The 23297-nt window shown below is 71.5% G+C and carries 21 protein-coding genes and 1 riboswitch; of the genes, 9 read left to right on the top strand and 12 right to left on the bottom strand.

What is annotated here, in order from left to right:
- Positions 1-404: 404 nt before the first annotated feature.
- The 4 genes from groL to thrC all read right to left on the bottom strand — a co-directional run bounded on the left by groL (position 405) and on the right by thrC (position 4713).
- On the bottom strand, positions 405-2027 hold the full coding sequence (gene groL / locus ACO1BR_RS22445; protein ID WP_426796865.1) for a chaperonin GroEL: 1623 nt from the start codon (positions 2025-2027) through the stop codon (positions 405-407).
- A 412-nt stretch (positions 2028-2439) separates the two neighbouring features.
- Positions 2440-2643, bottom strand: coding sequence for a cold-shock protein (locus tag ACO1BR_RS22440; protein WP_010035953.1), 204 nt, complete (start codon positions 2641-2643; stop codon positions 2440-2442).
- Positions 2644-3084: 441 nt separating this feature from the next.
- A complete protein-coding gene (locus tag ACO1BR_RS22435) occupies positions 3085-3363 on the bottom strand; it encodes a MoaD/ThiS family protein (protein ID WP_426796864.1) in 279 nt (92 codons plus the stop codon).
- A 72-nt stretch (positions 3364-3435) separates the two neighbouring features.
- Entirely contained in the window at positions 3436-4713 is a 1278-nt protein-coding gene (gene thrC, locus ACO1BR_RS22430) for a threonine synthase (protein ID WP_426796863.1), read from the bottom strand.
- A 17-nt stretch (positions 4714-4730) separates the two neighbouring features.
- Positions 4731-4883: riboswitch (SAM riboswitch) on the bottom strand.
- A gap of 172 nt (positions 4884-5055) precedes the next feature.
- On the opposite strand from thrC, the gene ACO1BR_RS22425 reads away from it, so the two are divergent.
- From ACO1BR_RS22425 to ACO1BR_RS22410, 4 genes are all read left to right on the top strand, one after another.
- Positions 5056-6042 carry a glucosyl-3-phosphoglycerate synthase gene (locus ACO1BR_RS22425; RefSeq protein ID WP_426796862.1) on the top strand — a complete coding sequence of 329 codons (987 nt, stop codon included), beginning with the start codon at positions 5056-5058 and terminating at the stop codon, positions 6040-6042.
- 49 nt (positions 6043-6091) lie between these two features.
- Complete coding sequence (locus ACO1BR_RS22420; RefSeq protein WP_426796861.1) at positions 6092-7585, top strand: alpha,alpha-trehalose-phosphate synthase (UDP-forming); 1494 nt, start codon at positions 6092-6094, stop codon at positions 7583-7585.
- A 118-nt stretch (positions 7586-7703) separates the two neighbouring features.
- Entirely contained in the window at positions 7704-8828 is a 1125-nt protein-coding gene (locus ACO1BR_RS22415; RefSeq protein WP_426796860.1) for a cytochrome c oxidase assembly protein, read from the top strand.
- 86 nt (positions 8829-8914) lie between these two features.
- Entirely contained in the window at positions 8915-9589 is a 675-nt protein-coding gene (locus ACO1BR_RS22410) for a hypothetical protein (RefSeq protein ID WP_426796859.1), read from the top strand.
- Between the two features lie 87 nt (positions 9590-9676).
- Here ACO1BR_RS22410 and otsB read toward each other — a convergent pair whose 3' ends face one another.
- The 3 genes from otsB to ACO1BR_RS22395 all read right to left on the bottom strand — a co-directional run bounded on the left by otsB (position 9677) and on the right by ACO1BR_RS22395 (position 12503).
- Positions 9677-10594: a trehalose-phosphatase gene (gene otsB, locus ACO1BR_RS22405; protein ID WP_426796858.1), complete on the bottom strand. Its 918-nt coding sequence runs from the start codon at positions 10592-10594 to the stop codon at positions 9677-9679.
- A gap of 111 nt (positions 10595-10705) precedes the next feature.
- Complete coding sequence (locus ACO1BR_RS22400; RefSeq protein WP_426796905.1) at positions 10706-10903, bottom strand: DUF3263 domain-containing protein; 198 nt, start codon at positions 10901-10903, stop codon at positions 10706-10708.
- Between the two features lie 331 nt (positions 10904-11234).
- On the bottom strand, positions 11235-12503 hold the full coding sequence (locus tag ACO1BR_RS22395) for an extracellular solute-binding protein (RefSeq protein WP_426796857.1): 1269 nt from the start codon (positions 12501-12503) through the stop codon (positions 11235-11237).
- Between the two features lie 298 nt (positions 12504-12801).
- Here ACO1BR_RS22395 and ACO1BR_RS22390 point away from each other — a divergent pair, with 298 nt between their 5' ends.
- From ACO1BR_RS22390 to ACO1BR_RS22380, 3 genes are all read left to right on the top strand, one after another.
- On the top strand, positions 12802-13734 hold the full coding sequence (locus tag ACO1BR_RS22390) for an ROK family protein (protein WP_426796856.1): 933 nt from the start codon (positions 12802-12804) through the stop codon (positions 13732-13734).
- Entirely contained in the window at positions 13734-14963 is a 1230-nt protein-coding gene (gene nagA / locus ACO1BR_RS22385) for an N-acetylglucosamine-6-phosphate deacetylase (RefSeq protein WP_426796855.1), read from the top strand. Before ACO1BR_RS22390 ends, nagA begins: the two co-directional genes overlap by 1 nt.
- Positions 14964-15145: 182 nt before the next feature.
- Complete coding sequence (locus tag ACO1BR_RS22380) at positions 15146-16075, top strand: 1-phosphofructokinase family hexose kinase (RefSeq protein ID WP_426796854.1); 930 nt, start codon at positions 15146-15148, stop codon at positions 16073-16075.
- A gap of 150 nt (positions 16076-16225) precedes the next feature.
- Here the strand turns inward: ACO1BR_RS22380 and ACO1BR_RS22375 are convergent, their stop codons facing one another.
- From ACO1BR_RS22375 to cdgB, 3 genes are all read right to left on the bottom strand, one after another.
- Positions 16226-16567 carry a peptidase inhibitor family I36 protein gene (locus ACO1BR_RS22375; RefSeq protein WP_426796853.1) on the bottom strand — a complete coding sequence of 114 codons (342 nt, stop codon included), beginning with the start codon at positions 16565-16567 and terminating at the stop codon, positions 16226-16228.
- A gap of 126 nt (positions 16568-16693) precedes the next feature.
- On the bottom strand, positions 16694-17605 hold the full coding sequence (locus tag ACO1BR_RS22370) for a CBM35 domain-containing protein (protein ID WP_426796852.1): 912 nt from the start codon (positions 17603-17605) through the stop codon (positions 16694-16696).
- A gap of 258 nt (positions 17606-17863) precedes the next feature.
- Positions 17864-19546, bottom strand: a complete 1683-nt coding sequence (gene cdgB / locus ACO1BR_RS22365) for a diguanylate cyclase CdgB (protein ID WP_426796851.1) — start codon at positions 19544-19546, stop codon at positions 17864-17866.
- 403 nt (positions 19547-19949) lie between these two features.
- Here cdgB and ACO1BR_RS22360 point away from each other — a divergent pair, with 403 nt between their 5' ends.
- Complete coding sequence (locus ACO1BR_RS22360; protein ID WP_426796850.1) at positions 19950-20564, top strand: flavin reductase family protein; 615 nt, start codon at positions 19950-19952, stop codon at positions 20562-20564.
- A 779-nt stretch (positions 20565-21343) separates the two neighbouring features.
- On the opposite strand, the gene arfB is transcribed toward ACO1BR_RS22360, so the two are convergent.
- A complete protein-coding gene (gene arfB / locus ACO1BR_RS22355; protein WP_159508590.1) occupies positions 21344-21772 on the bottom strand; it encodes an alternative ribosome rescue aminoacyl-tRNA hydrolase ArfB in 429 nt (142 codons plus the stop codon).
- Positions 21773-22046: 274 nt separating this feature from the next.
- On the opposite strand from arfB, the gene ACO1BR_RS22350 reads away from it, so the two are divergent.
- Positions 22047-22622, top strand: coding sequence for a TerD family protein (locus tag ACO1BR_RS22350; RefSeq protein WP_426796849.1), 576 nt, complete (start codon positions 22047-22049; stop codon positions 22620-22622).
- 346 nt (positions 22623-22968) lie between these two features.
- On the opposite strand, the gene ACO1BR_RS22345 is transcribed toward ACO1BR_RS22350, so the two are convergent.
- Entirely contained in the window at positions 22969-23256 is a 288-nt protein-coding gene (locus ACO1BR_RS22345) for a helix-turn-helix domain-containing protein (protein WP_159508592.1), read from the bottom strand.
- Between the last annotated feature and the right edge of the window lie 41 nt (positions 23257-23297).

Below are 23297 nucleotides of genomic sequence, written 5' to 3'. Positions count from 1 at the left end.
GACAGCGTGCGGCTGAAATCAGCGTTGATCAGTCGGCCGGGTAGGAAGCCGGAGTGCGCGTCGGCGCGGCGGTCGTCCGCGCGGCCGTCACCGGATCGCCGGGTCGTCACCGGATCGCCGGCCGTCGCCGCCCCGGCCCCTGGCTCCTGGCTCCTGGCTCCTCGACCGCCTGCGGTAACCCGGCCGGGCTGCCGTGACCCCGACCCGCCGACCGCCATGTCGCCGTGCCCGCCCGGGAGTTCCGGGTAGCCACGGCGGACGGAACACACAGAGGCACGCCGACGGAACGCACGCGGGAACGGCAGGACGGGATGCGGGGAGGGGGAAACGCCGCCGGGGCGGTACCCCCTGGGAGAGGAGGTACCGCCCCGGCGAACGAGCGGACGGTGATCAACCGAAGTCGATCAGAAGTCCATGTCACCGCCCGGCATGCCGCCCGGAGCGGCCGCGGCGGCCTTCTCCGGCTTGTCGGCGATGACGGCCTCGGTGGTGAGGAACAGCGCGGCGATCGACGCGGCGTTCTGCAGCGCGGAGCGCGTCACCTTGGCCGGGTCGATGATGCCCTCGGCGATCATGTCGACGTAGTCGCCGGTCGCGGCGTTCAGGCCGTGACCCGGGGTCAGGTTGCGCACCTTCTCCACGATGACGCCACCCTCAAGGCCGGCGTTCACGGAGATCTGCTTGAGCGGGGCCTCCAGGGCCAGCTTCACGGCGGCGGCACCGGTGGCCTCGTCGCCGTCCAGCTCCAGCTTCTCGAAGACCGAGGAAGCCTGCAGCAGGGCCACGCCACCGCCGGCGACGATGCCCTCCTCGACGGCCGCCTTCGCGTTGCGAACGGCGTCCTCGATGCGGTGCTTGCGCTCCTTGAGCTCGACCTCGGTCGCGGCACCGGCCTTGATGACGGCCACGCCGCCGGCCAGCTTCGCGAGGCGCTCCTGGAGCTTCTCGCGGTCGTAGTCCGAGTCGCTGTTCTCGATCTCGGCGCGGATCTGGTTGACCCGGCCCTGGACCTGCTCGCTGTCGCCGGCACCGTCGACGATGGTGGTCTCGTCCTTGGTGATGACGACCTTGCGGGCGCGGCCGAGCAGGTCGAGACCGGCGTTCTCCAGCTTGAGGCCGACCTCCTCGGAGATGACGGTGCCACCGGTGAGGATGGCGATGTCGCCGAGCATGGCCTTGCGGCGGTCACCGAAGCCCGGGGCCTTGACGGCGACGGACTTGAAGGTGCCACGGATCTTGTTGACGACCAGGGTCGACAGGGCCTCGCCCTCGACGTCCTCGGCGATGATCAGCAGCGGCTTGCCGGACTGCATGACCTTCTCCAGGAGCGGCAGCAGGTCCTTCACGCTGCCGATCTTGGAGTTGACGATGAGGATGTAGGGGTCCTCAAGCGCCGCCTCCATGCGCTCCATGTCGGTCGCGAAGTACGCCGAGATGTAGCCCTTGTCGAAGCGCATACCCTCGGTGAGCTCCAGCTCCAGACCGAAGGTCTGGGACTCCTCGACGGTGATGACGCCTTCCTTGCCGACCTTGTCCATGGCCTCGGCGATCAGCTCGCCGATCTGCGGGTCGGCGGCGGAGATGGACGCGGTGGAGGCGATCTGCTCCTTGGTCTCGATCTCCTTGGCCTGGTCGAGCAGCGCACCGGAGACGGCCTCGACGGCCTTCTCGATGCCGCGCTTCAGGGCCATCGGGTTGGCGCCGGCGGCGACGTTGCGCAGGCCCTCGCGGACCAGCGCCTGGGCGAGGACGGTCGCGGTCGTCGTGCCGTCACCGGCGACGTCGTCCGTCTTCTTCGCGACCTCCTTGACCAGCTCGGCGCCGATCTTCTCGTACGGGTCCTCCAGCTCGATCTCCTTGGCGATGGAGACACCATCGTTGGTGATCGTGGGGGCGCCCCACTTCTTCTCAAGGACGACGTTGCGGCCCTTGGGGCCGAGGGTGACCTTGACGGCGTCGGCGAGCTGGTTCATACCGCGCTCAAGGCCGCGCCGCGCCTCCTCGTCGAACGCGATGATCTTGGCCATGTGAAGTGGTCCTCCCGGACTGGGGTGGAGAAAGCTCGGACCGCGCTGGCGCCCGCGACGGACGGCCTGCATGCCTTGTGGTTCCTTGCCCCACCCGGCCTGCGGGCCTCACCGACCCGGTCCATATTCAGCACTCTCACGGGGAGAGTGCTAACGCAATGATTAGCACTCGACCCTGTCGAGTGCAAGCGCCCACCGTCCCGTCCACACTCCCGAGCCCGCCCCGTGCGCCCGCCCCGCCCCGGCCGCGCGCCGTGCGCCGCCCCGGACCCGCGCGCCGGGGCCCGCCGCGCGCCGGTCGGTACATCCGCGCCCTGGCGGGCAGCGGCCGCGAGGCAGCAAAAGGGCAGCAGGAAGGCCCGCACCCCATGGGTAGGGTGCGGGCCTTCCCGACGCGCAGTCGGTCGCCGCCTCAGGCGCTGACCCGAACCATGTCCGCCTGCGGCCCCTTCTGGCCCTGCGAGATCTCGAATTCGACCCGCTGACCCTCCTCAAGGGTGCGGTAACCGTCCATCTGGATCGCGCTGTAGTGGACGAATACATCCGCACCACCGTCGACCGCGATGAAGCCGTACCCCTTCTCCGCGTTGAACCACTTGACGGTGCCCTGAGCCATGCCTAACTCCCCTATTACTGGCCCTTGCACAGGACCGCACTCCGCGGACCCGGGTCAGACCTCACCCCGCGAATGGGGGTGTGCGCCGGAACGCGTCGACCGCCGCTGAATGTATCTGGACCGATGCCCAGCGCAACAGGTCAATCGGACGAGAATTCCGGCGGCAGGGAATCGGCAATATGACCGGAAGTCACAATTTTCCGGTGCAATTCGGGCCGGGAATAAGCCACGTAAGCGACAAAGACCGCGCACAGTTTGGGCACAACTCACCGCGGTCTCATATGCGTTCGGCACGCGCGCGGAGATAGGCCGAGGGGGATCGCCCCAATGGTATCCCCTTTCACAACGCGGAATTGCCCCGTCCGTTTATGCCGGACGGGGCAATTTCGGTCAAGCAACGCAAGAGTTGGCGCAAATTAGGCGCCAAATGCGGCAGATCGCTCAGCAGCCTCCGGCGACCGCGGGAATGATCGAAACGCCCGCACCGTCCGGGGTGGGGGTCTGAAGGCCCTGCTCGAAGCGGACGTCGTCGTCATTGACGTAGACGTTCACGAACCGGCGGAGCTTGCCCGCGTCGTCCAGCACACGGGCCGCGATGCCCTGGTGGTTCTTCTCCAGGTCGGCGATCACCTCGGAGAGGGTCGCGCCCTTGGCGGCCACCTCGGCCGCGCCGCCGGTGTACGTACGGAGGATGGTGGGGATGCGGACCTTGACGCTCATGGTTCTGCCTTCCAGCGGGTGCGGGGTAGGACTGTGGAGGCTGCCCGGCGGCAGCGTAGGGGCGAAAGCGGCTCAGCCGGCCAGGCCGGCCGTGCGGAACGCGTCCAGGTCGGGGCGGATGGTGGCCGTGGGACCGGCGGCGACGGCGTCGAGGGTCTTCAGGCCGTCACCGGTGTTCAGCACGACCGTGGTCAGCGACGGGTCGAGCACACCGCTCTCGATCAGCTTCCTGGTCACGCCGACGGTCACCCCGCCCGCGGTCTCCGCGAAGATCCCCTCCGTACGGGCCAGCAGCCTGATCGCGTCCACGATCTGCTCGTCGTCGACGTCCTCGACCGCACCGCCCGTGCGGCGCGCGATGTCGAGCACGTACGGACCGTCGGCCGGGTTGCCGATCGCCAGCGACTTGGCGATGGTGTTCGGCTTCTGCGGCCGTACGACGTCGTGCCCGGCCTTGAAGGCGGCCGACACCGGCGAGCAGCCCTCGGCCTGCGCACCGAAGATCTTGTACGGCCGGTCCTCGACGAGGCCAAGGGCGATCAGCTCCTTGAGCCCCTTGTCGATCTTGGTGAGCTGGGAGCCGGAGGCGATCGGGATGACGATCTGGTCCGGCAGCCGCCAGCCCAGCTGCTCGCAGATCTCGTACGCCAGCGTCTTGGAGCCCTCGCCGTAGTAGGGGCGGAGGTTGACGTTGACGAAGCCCCAGCCCTCGCCCAGCGGGTCGCCGATGAGTTCCGAGCAGAAGCGGTTGACGTCGTCGTAGTTGCCCTCGATGCCGACCAGGTCGCCGCCGTAGACCGCGGCCATCACGACCTTGCCGGCCTCCAGGTCGTGCGGGATGAAGACGCAGGACTTGAAGCCCGCGCGGCGCGCGGCGGCGCCGACCGCACCGGCCAGGTTGCCGGTCGAGGAGCAGGACAGGGTGGTGAAGCCGAAGGCGCGGGCGGCCTCGACGGCGATCGCGACGACCCGGTCCTTGAAGGAGTGGGTCGGGTTGCCGGAGTCGTCCTTCACGTACAGGCCGCCGGTGACGCCCAGTTCGGCGGCGAGCCGGTCGGCCTTGACGAGCTTGGTGAAGCCGGGGTTGAGGTTCGGCTTGTCGGCCACGTCCGCGGGGACGGGGAGCAGCGGGGCGTAGCGCCAGATGTTGTCGGGGCCGGCCTCGATCCGCTTCTTCAGGCTCTCGGGGTCGCCGGTCGGCAGCTCGTAGGCGACTTCGAGCGGGCCGAAACATTCCTGGCACGCGAAGATCGGGCCGAGGTCGAAGCGCTGCCCGCACTCGCGGCAGGAGAGCGCGACGGCGGGGCCCAGAGCGACAGACGGAGTGGATTCGGTGACGTGCACAGCCATGGAGGCGAGGCCCTTTCTCCTCATCTTCCTCACGACGCATCTCGCCGTGAGACGGATTTGGCACCTTCCCTAGCCGGGAGCCTCGCGCGCAGTGCGTGCTGCGGCGGAGACCGACTGGAGGGTTGCCGGGGCTTCAACGGGCCGTATCCCTCTGCCCCTCTGGATGAGCGGTATGGCGCTGGGCGGACCCAGGCGTTTGTGGCGCGGCGACCCCGACATGCGAGGGCGATCCGCGTTGTTCAAGACTGTAACCGAAGGCGCTGACGGTTGAGATAGTCGTCCGAACCGCGAGATGGATCACAGCGGTCGCCCCCGGGGCGCCCATCGAGGAGTGTCGTAGACGTGCTGGAAGAGGTGGAGCGCTGGCTCGGCAGCCGCTCCTGGTCCGCCGCGGACCGGCCGCTGGAGCAGCTGTTGGAGGCGAAGCGCCAGACGGGCCGGACGGTGAGCGTGGTGCTGCCCGCGCTCGATGAGGAGGCCACGGTCGGCGCCATCGTCGCCACGATCCGGGCCGAGCTGATGACCGCCGACGTCCCGCTGGTCGACGAGCTGGTGGTGCTGGACTCGGGCTCCACCGACCGCACCGCCGAGGTCGCCGCCGAGGCCGGCGCCCGGGTCGTCCACCGGGACAGCGTGCTGCCCCGGATTCCGGCCGTGCCCGGCAAGGGCGAGGTCCTGTGGCGCTCCCTTCTGGTCACCACCGGCGACATCGTCTGCTTCGTGGACGCCGACCTGCGGGAGTTCTCCGCCGGCTTCGTGTCCGGGATCGTCGGCCCGCTGCTGACCGATCCGGAGATCCACTTCGTCAAGGCGATGTACGACCGGCCGCTGGAGACCGGGGCCGGGTCGGCGGCGGCCGGCCCGGGAGGGCGTCCCGGAGTCGAGCAGGGCGGGCGGGTGACCGAGCTGGTGGCCCGGCCGCTGCTGAATCTGCACTGGCCGCAGCTGGCCGGCTTCGTGCAGCCGCTGGGCGGCGAGTACGCGGCCCGCCGTTCGCTGCTGGAGCGGCTGCCCTTCCCCGTCGGGTACGGGGTCGAGCTGGGGCTGCTGGTGGACGCGCTGCACACCGTCGGGCTGGACGCGCTGGCGCAGGTGGACGTGGGGGTGCGCAAGCACCGCCACCAGGGCGGGCAGGCCCTCGGGCGGATGGCCGCGGCGATCTACCGGACCGCGCAACTCCGGCTGGCCCGGGGTCACTTGGTGCGCCCCCGGCTCACCCAGTTCGACCGCGGCGAGCACGGCTTCGTGCCGCGGACGACGGATGTGGACACCGAGGAGCGTCCGCCGATGGCCGAAATCCCCGAATACGCGGAACGGCGGGCGGCCTGAGGGGCGATCCGTACGTTTGCGCGGATCGGTCAGTGGTTAATGTCGCGACATGGTCTCCGAGCGCAGTGCGGTCCAGCCAGGTGCCGAGGTTCTCGTCGCGTCCAACCGTGGGCCGGTGTCGTACGCCCTGGGAGAGGACGGGGAGCTGACCGCGAGGCGGGGCAGCGGGGGGCTGGTGTCGGGGCTGTCGGCGATCGGCCCGGAGACGGACGCGGTGTGGGTGTGCTCGGCGCTGGGGGACGGTGACCGGGAGGCGGTGCGGCGGACCGGTGGGCTGCTGGATACCGCGGACACCGGTGGACAGCGCGTCCGGATGCTGGACATCGCGGCCGATGTGCACGCCGCCGCGTACAACGGCATCGCCAACTCCGTGCTGTGGTTCGTGCACCACATGCTGTACCAGACGCCCCTGGAGCCGGTGTTCGACGCGGACTTCCGCGGCCAGTGGGCGGCGTACGAGGCGTACAACGCGGCGTTCGCCACCGCGCTCGCGGACTGTGCGAGCCCGGGGGCGGCGGTGCTGGTGCAGGACTACCACCTGGCGCTGGTGCCGGGGATGCTGCGCGAGGTGCGGCCGGACGTCCGCATCGCGCACTTCTCGCACACGCCCTGGGCGCCGCCGGAGTACTTCGCGATGCTGCCCGACGACATCCAGCGGCAGCTGGTGCTGGGGATCCTCGGCGCGGACCGGGCGAACTTCCTGACCGGGCGGTGGGCCCGGGCGTTCACGGCCTGCTGCGAGCAGGCGCTGGGCGGGGACTGCACGGCGCACTGGCCGCGCCACGAGGCGCCCAGCGTCATCGCGATGCCGCCGGACCGCACGGCGCACCGGACCAGGATCGGGGTGCACGGCCTGGGCGCCGATGCGGAGTTCCTGCGGGAGCGGTCGCGGCAGGCCGATGTCGAGGAGCGGATGGCGGCGCTGCGGGAGCAGATCGGCGGGGCGGACCGGAAGACGATCGTCCGGGTCGACCGGACGGAGCTGTCCAAGAACATCGTGCGCGGACTGCTCGCGTACCGGCGGCTGCTGGCCGACCGCCCGGAGTGGCGGGAGCGGGTGGTGCACCTCGCGTTCGCCTACCCCTCGCGGCAGGACCTGCCCGTCTACCGCGACTACACCGCCCAGGTCGGCCGGCTCGCGGACGAGATCAACGCGGAGTTCGGGACGGCCGGCTGGCGGCCGGTCGTCCTGCATGTGAAGGACGACTTCGCGCGGTCGCTGGCGGCGTACCGGCTCGCGGACGTGGCGCTGGTCAATCCGATCCGGGACGGGATGAACCTCGTCGCGAAGGAGGTGCCGGTGGTGTCCGACGCGGGCTGTGCGCTGGTGCTGTCGCGGGAGGCGGGCGCCTGGGAGGAGCTGGGCGAGGACGCGCTGGGCGTCAATCCGTACGACGTCGGGGCGACCGCGGAGGCGCTGCACACGGCGCTGTCGATGCCCGCCCGGGAGCGGGCGGAGCGCAGTGCGCGGCTGGCCGCGGCGGCCACCGCGCTGCCGCCGGCGCGGTGGTTCCTGGAGCAGTTGCGGGCGCTGGCGGAGTGATCGGCGCCCGCGCGGGCGCGTCGGTGGTCGGTCCGCCTGCGCCTTGAAGGCGCGGACGGAGCCGCCCCGAGGTGCCCCGCCGGTAGATCGTTCGCGGGCCCGGCTAGCGTGGTGGTCCGTGACAGTGACAACGCTTGCGACCACGACGCTCGCGGCCGGTCTGCCGGAGCCGACCGCGGGGCGGCTGGCCGGCAGCTGGCAGCTCGACCCGTACGCGCTCGTGCTGGTGCTCGTGCTGGGCGGCCTGTACGGCTGGGGAGTCGTCCGGCTGGCGCGGCGCGGGGAGCGGTGGCCGGTGGCGCGGACGGTGGCGTTCGCGGGCCTGGGGCTCGGGGCGGTCGTGGTGGCGACCATGTCCGGGCTGGCGGTCTATGACCACGAGCTGTTCTGGCCGGCCGCGGTGCAGAACATCGTGCTCGATCTGATCGCGCCGCTCGGGCTGGCGCTCGGCGATCCGCTCTCGCTGGCGCTGCGGGCGCTGCCCGAGGACGGTCGTACGGCGCGGCGGCTGCGCGCGGCGCTCTCCGGGCGGGTGCTGCGGCTGCTGACGTTTCCGCTGGTGAGTACCGTTCTGGTGCTCTCCTCCGAGCTGGCGATCTACTTCACGCCGTACTTTTCGACGGCGCTGCGGCACGACCCGCTGCACGAGCTGATGTATCTGCAACTGATCGTCACCGGCAGCCTGTTCGTACTGCCGATGCTCACCCGGGAGGAGCTGCTGCCCTCGTGGTGCAGCCATCCGGTGCGGGCCCTGCTGGTGCTGGTGGACGGGCTGGTCGACGCGGTGCCCGGGATCGTGGTGATGACCAGCGGGACGCTGATCGCGGGCGGCTGGTACACGTCCCAGCACCGGCCGTGGGGCCCGAGTCCGGAGCAGGACCAGATGCTCGGCGGCGGGCTGATGCTGTCGATCGCGGAGCTGGTCGGACTGCCGTTCATGATCGCGGTGTTCGCGGAGTGGGTGCGGGCGGAGCGCGGCCGGACGGCGGCGCTGGACGCGCAGCTGGACCGGGAGCTGGCGGTGGTCGCCCCCGCGGCGGCCCCGACCCCGGCCGGGCGGGCATCCGAAGACACCGGCAACACCGGTAACTCCGGCAACACTGACAACACCGGCAGCACCGACACAGCGGGCGAACCGGCCGTACGGCGGGCGGAACCCGCCGTTCCGCAACCGGAGTTGACCCGGCCCTGGTGGGAGACCGACCAGGGCGCGGTGGGCGAGCGCTTCCGGCGGGGTCGCTAGCCCAGCCGGGCCCGGCGCCCCGCGGATGCTCCCCCACACTCCCACCGCGCGCCTGTGCGGGGCCGGAGTGGGGTAGTTCTTGTTCTATGTCAATCTCCGCACGATGGACCGCGGTTGCGGCCGTCACCGTCCTGGCGACCACGCTCGCCGGCTGTACGTCCGGCAAGAGCGGGTCCGACCCGAAGGGCGGCAGCTCCTCGAAGTCCGGGGCGCCGGGCTCCTCCGCCTCCGCCCCGTCCGGGCCGATACCCGTCGGCCCCGGGCCGCAGTCCGCGTACACGGTCCAGAAGCAGCCCGACCCCGGCACCTGTCACGTCCGCTACACCGCCGACAAGCAGCCGCTGCCCGACCCCAAGTGCACCCCCGGGGCGACCAACCCGAAGGTCACGCAGCAGACGCTCAAGGCCACCATCTGCTCCAGCGGCTACACCAAGGGCATCCGGCCGCCGGTGAGCATCACCAACCGGGAGAAGGCCGCCAACGCCAAGTCGTACGGCTACACCGGCCCGATGCACGACGCCGAGTACGACCACCTCATCAGCCTCCAGTTGGGCGGCGACCCCAACGACCCGCGCAACCTGTGGGTGGAGCCGCCGTCCCCGGGGCACAAGCCGGGCGCCGGGCCGAACAACCCCAAGGACGGGGTGGAGAACAAGCTCAAGACCGCCATCTGCTCCGGCAAGACCGACCTGGCCAAGGCGCAGCAGGCCATCGCGCACGACTGGACGACGGCGCTGTCCTCCCTGGGCATCAAGGAGTAGTCCCGGGCCCCGGGGAACGGTCCCGGGCCGCAGGGAGAGAGCGGCGCCCGGCAGCGGCCCGGGCCGGGTGTTCCGGCCCGGGCGGGCTCAGCCCCGGCTCTCGATGCGGTCCGCGAGGGCGCCGAGCAGCGCCACCACGCCCCGGGGGCCGTCGACGACCAGGTCGGCGCGCTCGGCCAGCTCGGTGACCTCGTTGCTGCCGCTGCACACCAGGACGCCGCCCGGCCCGTCGGAGCGCAGCTTCTCGATGGCGGCGAAGGCGGCGAGGTCGCCGAGGTCGTCGCCCGCGTAGAGGACGGCGGCGGCGTCGGTCTCCCGGACCCAGTCGGCGAGCGCCACGCCCTTGTCCATGCCCGGCGGGCGCAACTCCAGCACCAGCCGGCCCGGTTCGACGATCAGGCCGTGGCGCTCGGCCAGCTCGGTGAGCGGTCCGCGCAGCGTCTCGAAGGCGTGCTGCGGGTCGGCGGCGCGGCGGGTGTGGACGGCGACGGCCCGGCCGCCCTTGCGCTCGACGGCGGTCTCGACCCAGGTGCCGCGCCAGACGCCGGAACGGTCCAGTACGCCGGGGAGTTCGGCCTGTACGGCGGCGATGCCGGGGTGCGGGGCGGGGGCGTGCAGCGCACCGGTCGCGGCCTCCCAGCGCTCGGCGCCGTAGTGGCCGAGGACAGTGAGGTGGTCCAGGCCCGGCATGCCGTCGAAACCGCCGAGACGGACCGCCACGGCGGCCGGGCGGCCGGTGATGACGGCGACCGCGCGCAGGTGCGGGGCGAGCCGGGCGAGGGCCGCGGTGGCGCCGGGGTGGGCGCGGGCCTTCGCCGGGTCGGGGACGATGTCGGCGAGCGTGCCGTCGAAGTCGAGGGCGACGACGGCGCGTTCGGGATGCGCCAGCAGCGCGGCGAGGCCCTCGCGACCGGCGGCGGAATGCGGCGTGGGGACGGCGGGGGGCGTCGGGGCCGGGTCCGGCGTCGGTTCGGGGTGCGGCGCGGCGTTCGGGGTGCTGCCCATGGGGCGACCCTACCGGCGGGGCACGGGCGCACGCCGGGTGTACGGGCGCATCGGGGCGGCGGGCCGGGGCGCCGAGGGGGCGGCGCCGGGAGGGGCCAGCGGCGGTAGGGGTCAGCGGCGGGCGCGGCGGGCGTCCCGTACGCGGCGCAGCCGGTTGACGGTCACCGGGTCGTGTGCGAGCGCCCGGGGGTCGTCGAGCAGCGCGTTGAGGAGTTGGTAGTAGCGGGTCGGGGAGATGCCGAGCTGTTCGCGGATGGCGCGCTCCTTGGCGCCGGGGCCGGGCCAGGAACGGCGTTCCACGGCGAGCACCGCCTCGTCGCGGGAGGAGAGCCCGCGCTCCGCGCCCGCGCCGTCCGCGCCGTCGGTGCTGTCCGTGCTGTCCGTGCTGTCCGTGCTGTCCGTGCTGTCCGTGCTGTCCGTGCCTTCTGCGCCGTCTGCGCCGTCTGCGCCTTCCACGTGCTCCGCCCTCACATTCCCACGATAAGCCCACCGCCGGACGCCCTCGGGCGCCCGGTCCGGGGTCGCGGTGCCCGGCCCGGGGCCCCCGCGCCCGGACCGCGGCTCCATCGCCCGGCCCATGGCCTCGATTACCCGGCCCGTGGCCTCGTTTGCCCGGCCCATGGCCTCGGACCCGCCGGCCTCACTCGGTGGCGTTGTCGGCGGTGTCGGCGGTGTTCTGGATGTCGGTGAGCACCGCGGACGGATTGCCCTGCGGGCCGACGGCGGCGCCCATCCGGGCCTTGACGGTCTTGGAGACCAGCGGCCAGGAGATCTTGTTGGACGGGTAGAACTGGGCGGTGGGGAGCTGGGTGAGGAAGCCGTGCAGCTTGCTGAAGCGGTCGTCGGCGAGCATCGCCTGGGAGGCGGAGGTGGTGACCGGCAGCAGGTTGTAGTCCGCGGAGAACTTCAGGACGTTCTTCTCGCTGTAGACGAAGTCGAGGAACTTCCCGATCTGCGCGCGGTGGCCGTTCTGCTTGAACGCCATCATCCAGTCGGCGACGCCCATGGTGGCCTTGGCCTTGCCGTTGGTTCCGGGGAGTTCGACGGTGCCGTAGTCGATGCCGTTGGCCTCGGCCTGCTTCATGAGGGTGGGGTGGCCGTTGAGCATGCCGACCTGGCCGGCGGCGAAGCCCGCGAAGGCGTCCCCGCGGTTGAGCTTGGCGGGGTCGGTGCCGGTGAGGCCCTTGCCGACGAGGTCCTTCTGGAGCCACTCGAAGGTCTTGACGTTCTCGGCCGAATTGACGGTGTATTTACCGATGTTGTCGGTGTAGCCGCCGCCTCCGGCGAGCATCCACTCCAGCGTCTCGGCCTGGGTCTCCTCGGGGCCGAGGGGCAGCGCGAAGGGTATTTTCACGCCGTGCGCCTTGAGCGCCTGGGCGTCGCTGACGATGTCGTCCCAGTTCTGCGGCGGGTTGGCGATACCGGCCTGGGCAAAGAGCTTCTTGTTGTAGAAGAGCCGCCGGGTGCTGGCCCCGAAGGGCAGGCCGTACTGGAGCCGCTGGTACTCGCCGGCCTCCGCGAGGGAGGGCGCGAAGTCGGCCTGGACGGGGATGGAGAGAAGGTCGTCGGCGGTGTAGAGCTTGCCGTGGGCGGCGTAGTCGGCGTACGCGCCGATCTGGGCCATGTCGGGGGCCTTGCCGGAACGGACCAGGTCCTCGACCTTCTTGTCGACGTCGGTCCAGCTGTAGACGCTGACGTCGACCTTGATGCCGGGGTTCTTCTCCTCGAATTCCCGGACGAGCCCGTCCCAGTAGTGCTGGGAGCTGTTGGCCCTGCTGTCGCCGTAGTCCGCCGCGATCAGCTTGAGGGTGACATCGTTGCCGCCCGAACCGCTTCCGCAACCGGTAAGAGTCAGTGTGATGGTGGCGGCCAGTCCCGCCGCCGCCAGGCTCAAGTACCGCCGCTGCACCGCTGTTACCGCCCCTTTGTCCCGAAATTCCGTGTCTGCCGGGCCATTCCCACCGCCGTCTCGGGGGTCGCCCAAGATCGACGCAGAACAGCGAGTCTCCCCACTGTCCCTCACAAGGTCTACACCACTCGCCATTCCGTTTCCCTATCGCCCCGCCTCTTGCGCAGGTCAGGCGCCGTGTGGGATGGCGAAGAGGAAATGCTACCCGTGCGTACGACAGATCCGAATTCGGGCGCCGGCGCGACCGGGCCGGCGAGTGGACTAGACCTTTCATGGCGGATCGCGCGAAACTGTTCCCGTGAGACACGTCATCGCCCTTGATGTGGGCGGCACCGGAATGAAGGCCGCCCTCGCCGGGGCGGACGGCACCCTGCTCCACGAGGCGCGACGCCCCACCGGGCGCGAACGCGGCCCCGCCGACGTCGTCGAGACGATCCTCGGCTTCGCCGCCGAGCTGCGCGACCTCGGCCGGGCGCGCTTCGGCAGCACCGCCCTGGCCGCCGGCGTCGCCGTCCCCGGCATCGTCGACGAGGCCACGGGCATCGCCGTCTACGCCGCCAACCTCGGCTGGCGGGACGTGCCGATGCGCGACCTGCTGTCCCGGCGGCTCGGCGGGGTGCCGGTCGCCCTCGGCCACGACGTCCGCACCGGGGGCCTGGCCGAGGGCCGGATAGGAGCGGGCCGGGACACCGACCGGTTCCTGTTCGTCCCCCTGGGCACCGGTATCGCCGGCGCCATCGGGATCGGCGGCGGAATCGAGGCGGGCGCCCACGGGAGCGCCGGCGAGATCGGCCACATCGTCGTGCGGCCCGGCGGGCGCGCGTGCGGCTGTGGACAGCGCGGCTGCCTGGAGACGGTGGCCTCGGCCGCGGCGGTGGGCCGCGACTGGGCGGCGGTCTGCGGCGATCCGGCGGCCGGCGCCGCCGACTGCGCCAAAGCCGTGGAGTCCGGCGACCGGCGCGCCCGGGAGGTCTGGCAGCACGCGGTGGACGCCCTCGCCGACGGCCTGGTCATCGCGCTCACCCTGCTCGACCCGCGGACGCTGATCATCGGCGGCGGGCTCGCCGAGGCGGGCGACACGCTGTTCGCGCCTCTGCGGGAAGCGGTCCGACGGCGCGTTACGTTCCAGCGGCTCCCCTCGATCGTTCCGGCGGCCCTCGGGGACGCCGCCGGCTGCCTGGGCGCAGGACTGCTCGCCTGGGATCTACTCTCCACGGAGGTAACCGCCTGATGGCACAGCAACAGTCCGCGGGACGGACCTCGGCCCCCCGGCGCACCGTCCTGGCCGGCGCCCGCATCGCCCGGCCGTCCGGCGTCGTCGACGGCGGCCGGCTCACCGTCGAGGGCACCCGTATCGCCGGGGTCCACAGCCGCGACCCGGACCGGGTGCCGGCGTCCGGCGACGCAGATGCCGGGGCGGAGACGGTCGTCGAGCTGACCGGGCACCTGATCGTCCCCGGCTTCGTCGACCTGCACGTCCACGGCGGAGGCGGCGGCTCCTTCTCGTCCGCCGACCCCGAGGAGTGCCTGAAGGTCATCGGCACCCACCGCCGGCACGGCACCACCTCGATGCTCGCCTCCACCGTCACCGGCGAACTGGGCGACCTCGCCCGGCAGGCCGCGGTGCTGGCCGAGCTGGTCCAGCAGGGCGACCTGGCGGGCATCCACTTCGAGGGCCCGTTCATCTCCCCGCACCGCTGCGGCGCGCACCAGCCCGAGCTGCTGCGCGACCCGGACCCGGCCGACGTCCGCAAGCTCGTCGACGCCGCGCACGGCACCGCGAGGATGATGACCGTCGCCCCCGAACTCGACGGCGGACTGGACTCCGTACGGCTCCTCACCGACGCCGGGGTGATCGCCGCCATCGGCCACACCGACTCCGGCTACGACGCCACCCGCCGGGCCATCGACGCCGGCGCCACCGTCGCCACCCACCTCTTCAACGCGATGCCCGCACTGGGACACCGGGCTCCCGGCCCGGTCGCCGCCCTCCTGGAGGACGAGCGGATCACCGTCGAGCTGATCAACGACGGCACCCATCTGCACCCCGCGGTCCTCCAGATGGCGTTCCGCGAAGCGGGCGCCGAGCGGGTCGCGTTCATCACGGACGCGATGGGGGCGGCCGGCATGACCGACGGGATGTATCCGCTCGGCCCGATGCGGGTCGAGGTCAAGGACGGGGTCGCCCGGATCAGCGAGGGCCCCACGGCCGGCTCCATCGCCGGCTCCACGCTCACCCTGGACCGGGCCTTCCAACGGGCCGTCACCGTCGACGGCCTGACGATCGATCAGGCCGTGCGGGCACTCTCCGCCACCCCCGCCCGGCTGCTGGGCATCGACGGCCGGACCGGCTCCCTCCAGACCGGCAAGGACGCCGACCTGGTGGTGCTGGACGCGGCCTACGGGCTGGTCGGCGTCATGCGCCGGGGTGAGTGGCTGGTGCGCCCGCAGGGTGCCTGAACCGACGGGCACCCGGTGCGCCCGGCCGCCGGCCTGGTGACCGGGCAACACCGGGTGCCCGTACCGGGTCTGGGCGTACCGGCATCCGCGATGGCATGATCGCTCGCGCACTTGTCCGTATGCCACCGCCGCACGCGGTGCCAGACCCACGGCCGTCCGGCCGGCCTCCCGGAGGGGAGACCATGATCCTCACGGTCACGCTGAACGCCGCCCTGGACATCACCTACCGCGTCCCCCGGCTCCACCCGCACGCCACCAACCGCGTCACCGAGGTCGCCGAACGCCCCGGCGGCAAGGGCCTGAACGTCGCCCGCGTACTGGCCGCGCTCGGCCACCGCACGGTCGCCACCGGCTTCGCGGGCGGCGGCACCGGCGAGGCGCTGCGCGCCCTGCTCACCCAGGAGACCGACGTCACCGACGCACTGGTCCCGGTGGGCGGCACCAGCCGCCGCACCATCGCGGTCGTCGACGCCGCCACCGGCGACACCACCCAGCTCAACGAACCGGGCCCGACCGTCTCCCCCGCCGAATGGTCCGCGTTTCTCGGCACCTACCGCGAACTGCTGGGCGAGGCACGGGCGGTGGCGCTCTGCGGCAGCCTCCCGCCGGGCGTCCCCGTGGACGTCTACGCCCGCCTCACCCGCGCCGCGCACGCCGCCGGCGTCCCCGTCCTCCTCGACACCAGCGGCGAACCGCTGCGCCGCGGCCTGGCCGCCCGCCCCGACCTCGCCAAGCCCAACGCCGACGAGCTGGCCGCCCTCACCGGCAGCACCGAACCGCTGCGCGCCGCCCGCGACGCCCGCCGCCGCGGCGCCCATGCGGTGGCCGCCTCCCTGGGCGCGGACGGCATGCTCGCGGTCACCGCGGACGGCGCCTGGCAGGCCACCCCGCCCCGCCGATTCACCGGAAACCCCACCGGGGCCGGCGACTCCGCCGTGGCCGGCCTGCTCTCCGGCCTCGTCGAGGAACTCCCCTGGCCGGACCGGCTGACCCGCGCGGTAGCCCTGTCGGCGGCCACCGTACGGGCCCCGGCCGCGGGCGAGTTCGACCCCGCCACCTACGAAGAACTGCTGCCGCACGTGGTGGTGACGGATCGTCCTACGGCGGCGTGAGGGCCCTTCAGGGCCGCGCTCAGCGGCCCTCGCCTACCGCCGTTCAACTGCCGGGACAGGGCTCCGAAGCACAGCACTCCGAGGGACAACGGGCTGCGGGCACGACGCGGTTGGTCGCACCCTCGGCTCCCATCACCGCAAGGCCGTCTGCTACTGGTCCGGCCCCCAGACGGCAATGCTCTTCACTGGCCACGGAGTCTTGGCCGAGTACTGCCCCTGGGTCAGGTCGAAGTGCTCGCCGTAGCACCCGGTATCGCTGTAGACAGTCACCCGGTGCCACTGCTGGTTGGATACCGACCGGGCATCACTGTCAAAGCCGTTGCACCCCGAAGTGGGTTGGAACACGTCCGACTCATGGCCCGCGAAGTTCGGCTGCGTCCAGCCACAGACGTTGCCGTTTGGGCACTTGGCAGCAGCCTCGGCTGTTCCCGCAGTGAGCGGCAGCACGGCCAACAAGGCAACACCGGACAGGGCCAAGGCACGTAACTTCATGCGTGATCTCCCCAGATCAAATGGACTGTTACCGTCCCATCCTCCACAGAGACAAAGTGATCTTGTCAAGGCGGTATACGGGACAACGGACTTGCCCACCTGAGCTGGAGAAGTAGCAGTCGCCGCCTACTGATTGGCCCCCGTCAGCCACACCTGATCCAGGATGACGTTGCACTGATTGCCCTGTGCGCAGGCGATCTCGATGGTGTTGGTGCCCTTGTTCAGGGTGACCGGGGCCCAGGTCGTCTGCCAGCCCTGCACCCAGTCGCCCTTCGGGTGGTGTGTGAAGTTCTTCAGGCCCAGCGGCGAGCCGTTGGGCTTGCCGTTGACCGAGAGCGTGGCGTTGGCGTCTTCTCCCGGGATGCTGTAGTGCACATTCAGCCGGAAGTCGCCGGCGGCCGGCACATCCAGGGTCCACTGCACCTTCGCCCCGACCTGGTTGAAGCCGGTGACGTACGAACCGCTGGCCGATTGGGCGCCCTTGATGTCCTTGGCGGTCGTCGCGCCACCGCTGAGCCGCAGCGCGCCCGCGTCGTCCTTGGGGAGCGCGCCGGGGGTGGGCTTGGTGGAGGGCTGGGCGCTGGGCTCGACCGAGTCGCCGGCCGTCGGGCCGGGCTTCTGCGCGGTGTCGTTCGTGCTGTCGCCGCTGTTGGTCAGCATCGCCACGCCGATGCCTATGCAGACCACCGCGACGACCGCGACCGCGCCTATGAGGAGGCCGTTGCGGCCGCGCCGGGGCTCCTGGTTGCCGTACGCGGGGGCCTGGCGGGTGCGTTCGCCGCCTCCGGGCAGCGTCTCGGGTGCGGCGTAGTGGGCGTTCTGCTGGCCGTACGACTGCTGCGGGGCCTGCTGGCCGCCGTACTGGCGCTGGCCGACCGCGCGGACCTGGTTGTAGGAGGTCCGCGGAACGCCCGGCTGCCGCGCCGCACCGCCGTCGCCCGACGGGCCCGCGCCGCCCTCGCCGCCTTCCGAGCGGTAGAGGTAGCCGAACGGGTCGTCGTTCTCCGGCGTGTCCGCGCCGTTGTTACCGGCCGTCATCCCCTGTCACTCCCAAGCGATCCGTACGCGTCCGTACGCGTGATGTACGCGTTCGCGGGCATCCGCGCGAACTGTCTTTCCGGGCCCCGGCGACGCCGCGCCGCATCGGCGCAGCCTACCCCGTCAGGGCCGTACCACGCCGATCCCGCCCCATCACAAGATCACCAACGATCGGTGAACGGGCGGTACGCCAGGCACGATGCCGCGGGTGTGAGATGCGCGGCACCGGGGCCGCGGTTCCCGGCCCAGCGCCCGCGCTCAGCCCGCCGCCCGCCGGTTCCCCTTCGACCGGGAGCGCTTCTCCACATACATCCGCTGGTCGGCGGACTCCAGCACCTCCTCGGCCGTCATGCCGCAGCTCGCCCAGCCGATGCCGAAGCTGGCACCGACGCGTACGGCCCGGCCCTCGACCCGGATGGGCGGGATGATCGCGTTCCGCAGCCGGACCGCGAGGTCCTGGGCATCGGCCGTGCCCAGCCCGTCGGCCAGCACCACGAACTCGTCGCCGCCGAGCCGGGCGACCGTGTCGCCGTCCCGGACGCCGCTGGTCAGCCGCCGGGCGACCTCGATCAGCACCGCGTCACCGGTGTTGTGCCCGAAGCGGTCGTTGATCGACTTGAAGCCGTCCAGGTCGCAGAAGAGGACCGCGAGCCCCTTGGAGCCGTCGTCCTCGGGCCCGTCGGGAGGCGCGACGAGGTGGATGTGGTGGTCGAACGGGACCGGGCTGCCGGCCTTGCCCTCGAAGCCGTCGAGCCCCTCGAACGGCTCCGGGCCGTCCACCCCGAAGCCGTGCGGGGCGCGCGGATCGGAACCGTCCGCACCCGAGGAGGCGTAGGCGTCGGCGAGCGAGCCCGGCCGACGGGAGCACAGCCGCGCGCCGAGCCGGGCACGCAGTTCGGCGCTGTTGGGCAGTCCGGTCAGCGAGTCGTGGCTGGCGCGGTGCGCGAGCTGGAGCTCATGGCGCTTGCGCTCCTCGATGTCCTCGACGTGGGTGAGCAGGAAGCGGGGCCCGTCGGCGGTGTCCGCGACGACCGAGTTGCGCAGCGACACCCAGACGTACGTGCCGTCCCGGCGGGCCAGCCGCAGCTCGGCCCGGCCGCCCTCGGCGGAGGTGCGCAGCAGGGTGCCGATGTCCTCGGGGTGCACGAGGTCGGAGAAGGACAGCCGGCGCATCGTGGACGCCGGGCGGCCCAGCAGCCGGCACAGCGCGTCGTTGGTGCGCAGCAGCCGTCCGTGCTGGTCACCGCCCATTTCGGCGACGGCCATCCCGCTCGGCGCGTACTCGAAAGCCTGCCGGAAGCTCTCCTCGCTGGCGCGCAGCGCCTGCTGCTCGCGCTCCAGCCGGACCAGGGCACGCTGCATGTTGGCCCGCAGCCGGGCGTTGCTGATCGCGATGGCCGACTGGAACGCGTACATCTGGAGCGCCTCCTGGCCCCAGGGGCCGGGGCGCCGGCCGTTGCGCGGCCGGTCCACGGAGAGCACCCCGAGCAGCTCGCCGTTGCCGTTGGCGGCCGTGTACATCGGCGCGAAGAGGCGGTCCATCGGGTGCCACTCGTCGGGGAAGCGGGGCGCGGGTCCGGCGGTGTGCCACTGGGGCACGTCGTCGTCATCCAGCACCCACCCCTCGGTGTACGGGATGAAGCACAGATCGCCCCAGCGCTCCCCCATGGACAGCCGCCGCTCCCATGAGGAGCGCGAGCCCACCCGCCCGGCCATCAGTGCCTCGGCACCCGCGCTGCCGGCCACCGCGGCGACCACGAGGTCGCCGTCCGGCCGCACGAGATTGACCGCGGCGAGCTCGAAGCCCAGCCCGACGATCGCCCCGTCGGCAACGGACTGCAAGGTGTCCGCAAGGCTGCGGGCGGTATTCAGCTCGGCGACCACTTGGTGCAGCTGCCGCAGGGTCGCAAGACGGACATAGGGCTCCGACTCGGTCTCCATCGCTCGCTCTCCCTGAGACCTCGACAGCACTCCACCGGTTCGTTGTCGTCTTCTTCTTCGTCGTCTTCGTCGTCCGATTCCACGCTCACTGAATCACAGTGAGCTGTTCACTCGGTACACAGGGTCAACAATTAGCGCCCGCTGTGACTCAAGTCACAAGCCGTGACGGCCCGTTACCGGTCCGCGTTCACAGCTCACCAGGCCGCCCGAACACCGCTCACCCACGCCCTGAAATCTTCCTGAACGCAAATTCCAGCCACCTCCGAGCACTTCTGCACACCCCGCCCCCGGCCGCCGCCCCGGCACGCTCCGCAGTCGCGGTCGCCTCCGCCGCGGGACCTAGGACGCAAGTGGTCCCGGGGCCCGATGCAGACCGGGGCGGGTCGAAGTTAGCGTTCATGGCGTGTTCACGAAAACTCCCGCCGCCACCCCGGCCGCCGGCTCCGCCGCACCCGCCGCACCCACCGTCTCCCTCGCCTCCGTGCCGGGCGACGCGCCGATCGCGCATTCTGTTGGGGTGAGTGACGACGAGTTCCGTGCCGCCCTGTCCCGCCTCGCCGCAGGCGTGGTGCTGATCACCGCCCACGACCCGGACGCCGGCCCACGCGGCGAGGACGTCGGCATGACCGCGACGGCGTTCCTGTCCGTGTCCCTGGAGCCGCCGCTGGTCATGGTGAGCGTTCGCAACGACTCCCGGATGGACGACCTGCTGGCGCAGCAGCCACTGTGGGCCGTCTCGGTACTCTCGGGCCATCAGCGCCAGGTGGCGGGACGATTCGCCATGAAGGGCCGCATCAGCGACCGGCTGCTCTTCGAGGACCTTCCGTTCGTACGCGGCGAAGCGTCCGGCGCCCCGCTCATCGGCGGCGCCCTGGCGACGCTGGAGTGCCGTACCGAGCAGCGGGTGGTGGCCGGCGACCACACCCTCGTCATCGGGCGCGTCCTGGCGACCACGACGTCCGACGATGACGACGGGCCGCTCACGTACTTCCGGGGGAAGTACCGCCAGCTGGGCTGAGGGCCTGGGACCTGTCCGATGACCCAGGGGCGGAAAGGCCCTGAAGTCTGCCCGATGGGTCAGAGGCGGAAAAGCCCTGAAGTCCGTCCGATGGGTCAGAGGCGGAAAAGCCCTGAAGTCCGTCCGATGGGTCAGAGGCGGAAAAGCCCTGAAGTCCGTCCGATGGGTCAGAGGCGGAAAAGCCCTGAAGTCCGTCCGATGGGTCAGAGGCGGAAAAGCCCTGAAGTCCGTCCGATGGGTCAGAGGCGGAAAAGCCCTGAAGTCCGTCCGATGGGTCAGAGGCGGAAAAGCCCTGAAGTCCGTCCGATGGGTCAGAGGCGGAAAAGCCCTGAAGTCCGTCCGATGGGTCAGAGGCGGAAAAGCCCTGAAGTCCGTCCGATGGGTCAGAGGCGGAAAAGCCCTGAAGTCCGTCCGATGGGTCAGAGGCGGAAAAGCCCTGAAGTCCGTCCGATGGGTCAGAGGCGGAAAAGCCCTGAAGTCCGTCCGATGGGTCAGAGGCGGAAAAGCCCTGAAGTCCGTCCGATGGGTCAGAGGCGGAAAAGCCCTGAAGTCCGTCCGATGGGTCAGAGGCGGAAAAGCCCTGAAGTCCGTCCGATGGGTCAGAGGCGGAAAAGCCCTGAAGTCCGTCCGATGGGTCAGAGGCGGAAAAGCCCTGAAGTCCGTCCGATGGGTCAGAGGCGGAAAAGCCCTGAAGTCCGTCCGATGGGTCAGAGGCGGAAAAGCCCTGAAGTCCGTCCGATGGGGCAGAGGCGGAAAAGCCCTGGGAGCCGGCAGCCCCCTCAGCCCCAATCGCGGCCCGAGCGGCCCCGCTTGGTCTCGCCGCGCTGCTTCTTCTCGCGCAGCCGCCGCTCGTTGATACCGCGCGGGATCCGCGACTTCCTGCGCGGCTTGGGTGGCGGCGCGGTGGCCTCGGCGAGCAGCGCGGCGAGCCGTACGGCCGCGGTCTCGCGGTTGCGCCACTGGGAGCGGTGGTCGGAGGCCCGTACGGACAGCACTCCGTCGACCAGCCGGCCGGCCAGCCGCTCCAGGGCGCGCTCCCGCCACACCGGGGGCAGCGCCTTCGTACCGGCCAGGTCGAAGCGCAACTCGACCTGGCTGTCGCTGGTGTTGACATGCTGGCCGCCCGGCCCGGAGGAGCGCGAGAAACGCCAGACCAGCTCGGCCTCCGGCAGGGCGACCGAACCTCGGATGACATAGGGCCCGGACATGCCTCCCATGATCTCGCGCCCACGGGCGCCCGTCACCTCACTTTTCCCGGCCGGCTCCCGGCTCCGACATCAGGACCGGGCAAAGTCCGACGCCAGGAACAGGCAAAGGATCAGGCAAGGAATCGAGTGGAGAAAGTAAAGAAACCTGGAACCACCCGGTCCCCCGGCCGCGTTGAGGTGGGTAACGGCGGCTCCGCCCGAGGCGGAGCCCGAAGCGTGTGACCGCACCCATGCGACCGCACGCCCGCGACCTCGACGAGGAAAGGGACTTCCCATGGCTGTAAGCCTGTCCAAGGGCGGCAACGTCTCGCTCACCAAGGAGGCGCCGGGCCTGACCGCCGTCACGGTCGGCCTCGGCTGGGACGTCCGCACGACCACGGGCACGGACTTCGACCTCGACGCCAGCGCCATCGCGGTCAACGCCACCGGCAAGGTCTACTCCGACCAGCACTTCGTCTTCTTCAACAACCAGGCGACGCCGGACCGGTCCATCGTCCACACCGGCGACAACACCACCGGCCAGGGCGACGGCGACGACGAGTCGATCAACGTCGACCTCGCCGCGCTGCCCGCCGACATCGACAAGATCGTCTTCCCGGTCTCCATCTACGACGCCGAGAGCCGCAGCCAGAACTTCGGCCAGGTGCGGAACGCCTTCATCCGCATCGTCAACCAGGCCGGCGGCGCCGAGATCGCGCGCTACGACCTCAGCGAGGACGCCGCCACCGAGACCGCCATGGTCTTCGGCGAGCTGTACCGCAACGGCGCGGACTGGAAGTTCCGCGCCGTGGGCCAGGGTTACGCATCCGGCCTGGTCGGCATCGCCCAGGACTTCGGCGTCAACGTCTGAGGCATTCGGAGTCCGCACCCGGGGCACTCGGAGTGCACACCTGAGGCATTCGGAGCGCACGCCTGGGGCACTCGGGGTGCACGCTTGGGCGACCCGGTGGGGCACCGACAGCAGGCGCGGCAACGGCGGTAGGTGGAGCGCCGGCGGCAGGTGAGGCGCAGGCAGTAGGTGACGCCCCGCCAGAGGGCCGGTTCCCGGAAGGGGGCCGGCCCTTCGCGTTGGGGCCCTACCCGCCACGCCGGGTGCCGGTTCCCGGGGGGGCCGGCCCTTCGCGTGAGGAGCCGGACCCGGACGGGGCCGTCCGTGCATCGAGGGCCCGGCCCTGCACCCGTCGGACAGCCCCTCGCTAGGCCGCCGCGCCACCGTGGGCGGCCGCTTCCGGCGCGGCGTCCGGGGGCGTGGCCAGCACCGCCACCTCGTCCAGCGACAGCCCGAGCGTGCCGGCCAGGGCGGCGACCGTGAAGAACGCCGGGGTCGGCGCCCGCCCGGTCTCGATCTTGCGCAGCGTCTCCGCGGACAGCCCGGCCGCCGCGGCGACCTCGACCATGCTCCGCTCGCCGCGCGCCGCGCGCAGCAGCGTGCCCAGCCGCTCGCCGCGTTCGCGTTCCCAGGGGGTCAGTGGAGTGCGCACCATGCCCGTGATACTAATACCGGTAAACAAATACCGGTAAACAA

Source organism: Streptomyces sp. YGL11-2 (assembly GCF_050054615.1).
Classification (GTDB): Bacteria; Actinomycetota; Actinomycetes; order Streptomycetales; family Streptomycetaceae; genus Streptomyces.
This window is presented reverse-complemented; position numbering and strand designations above follow the sequence as displayed.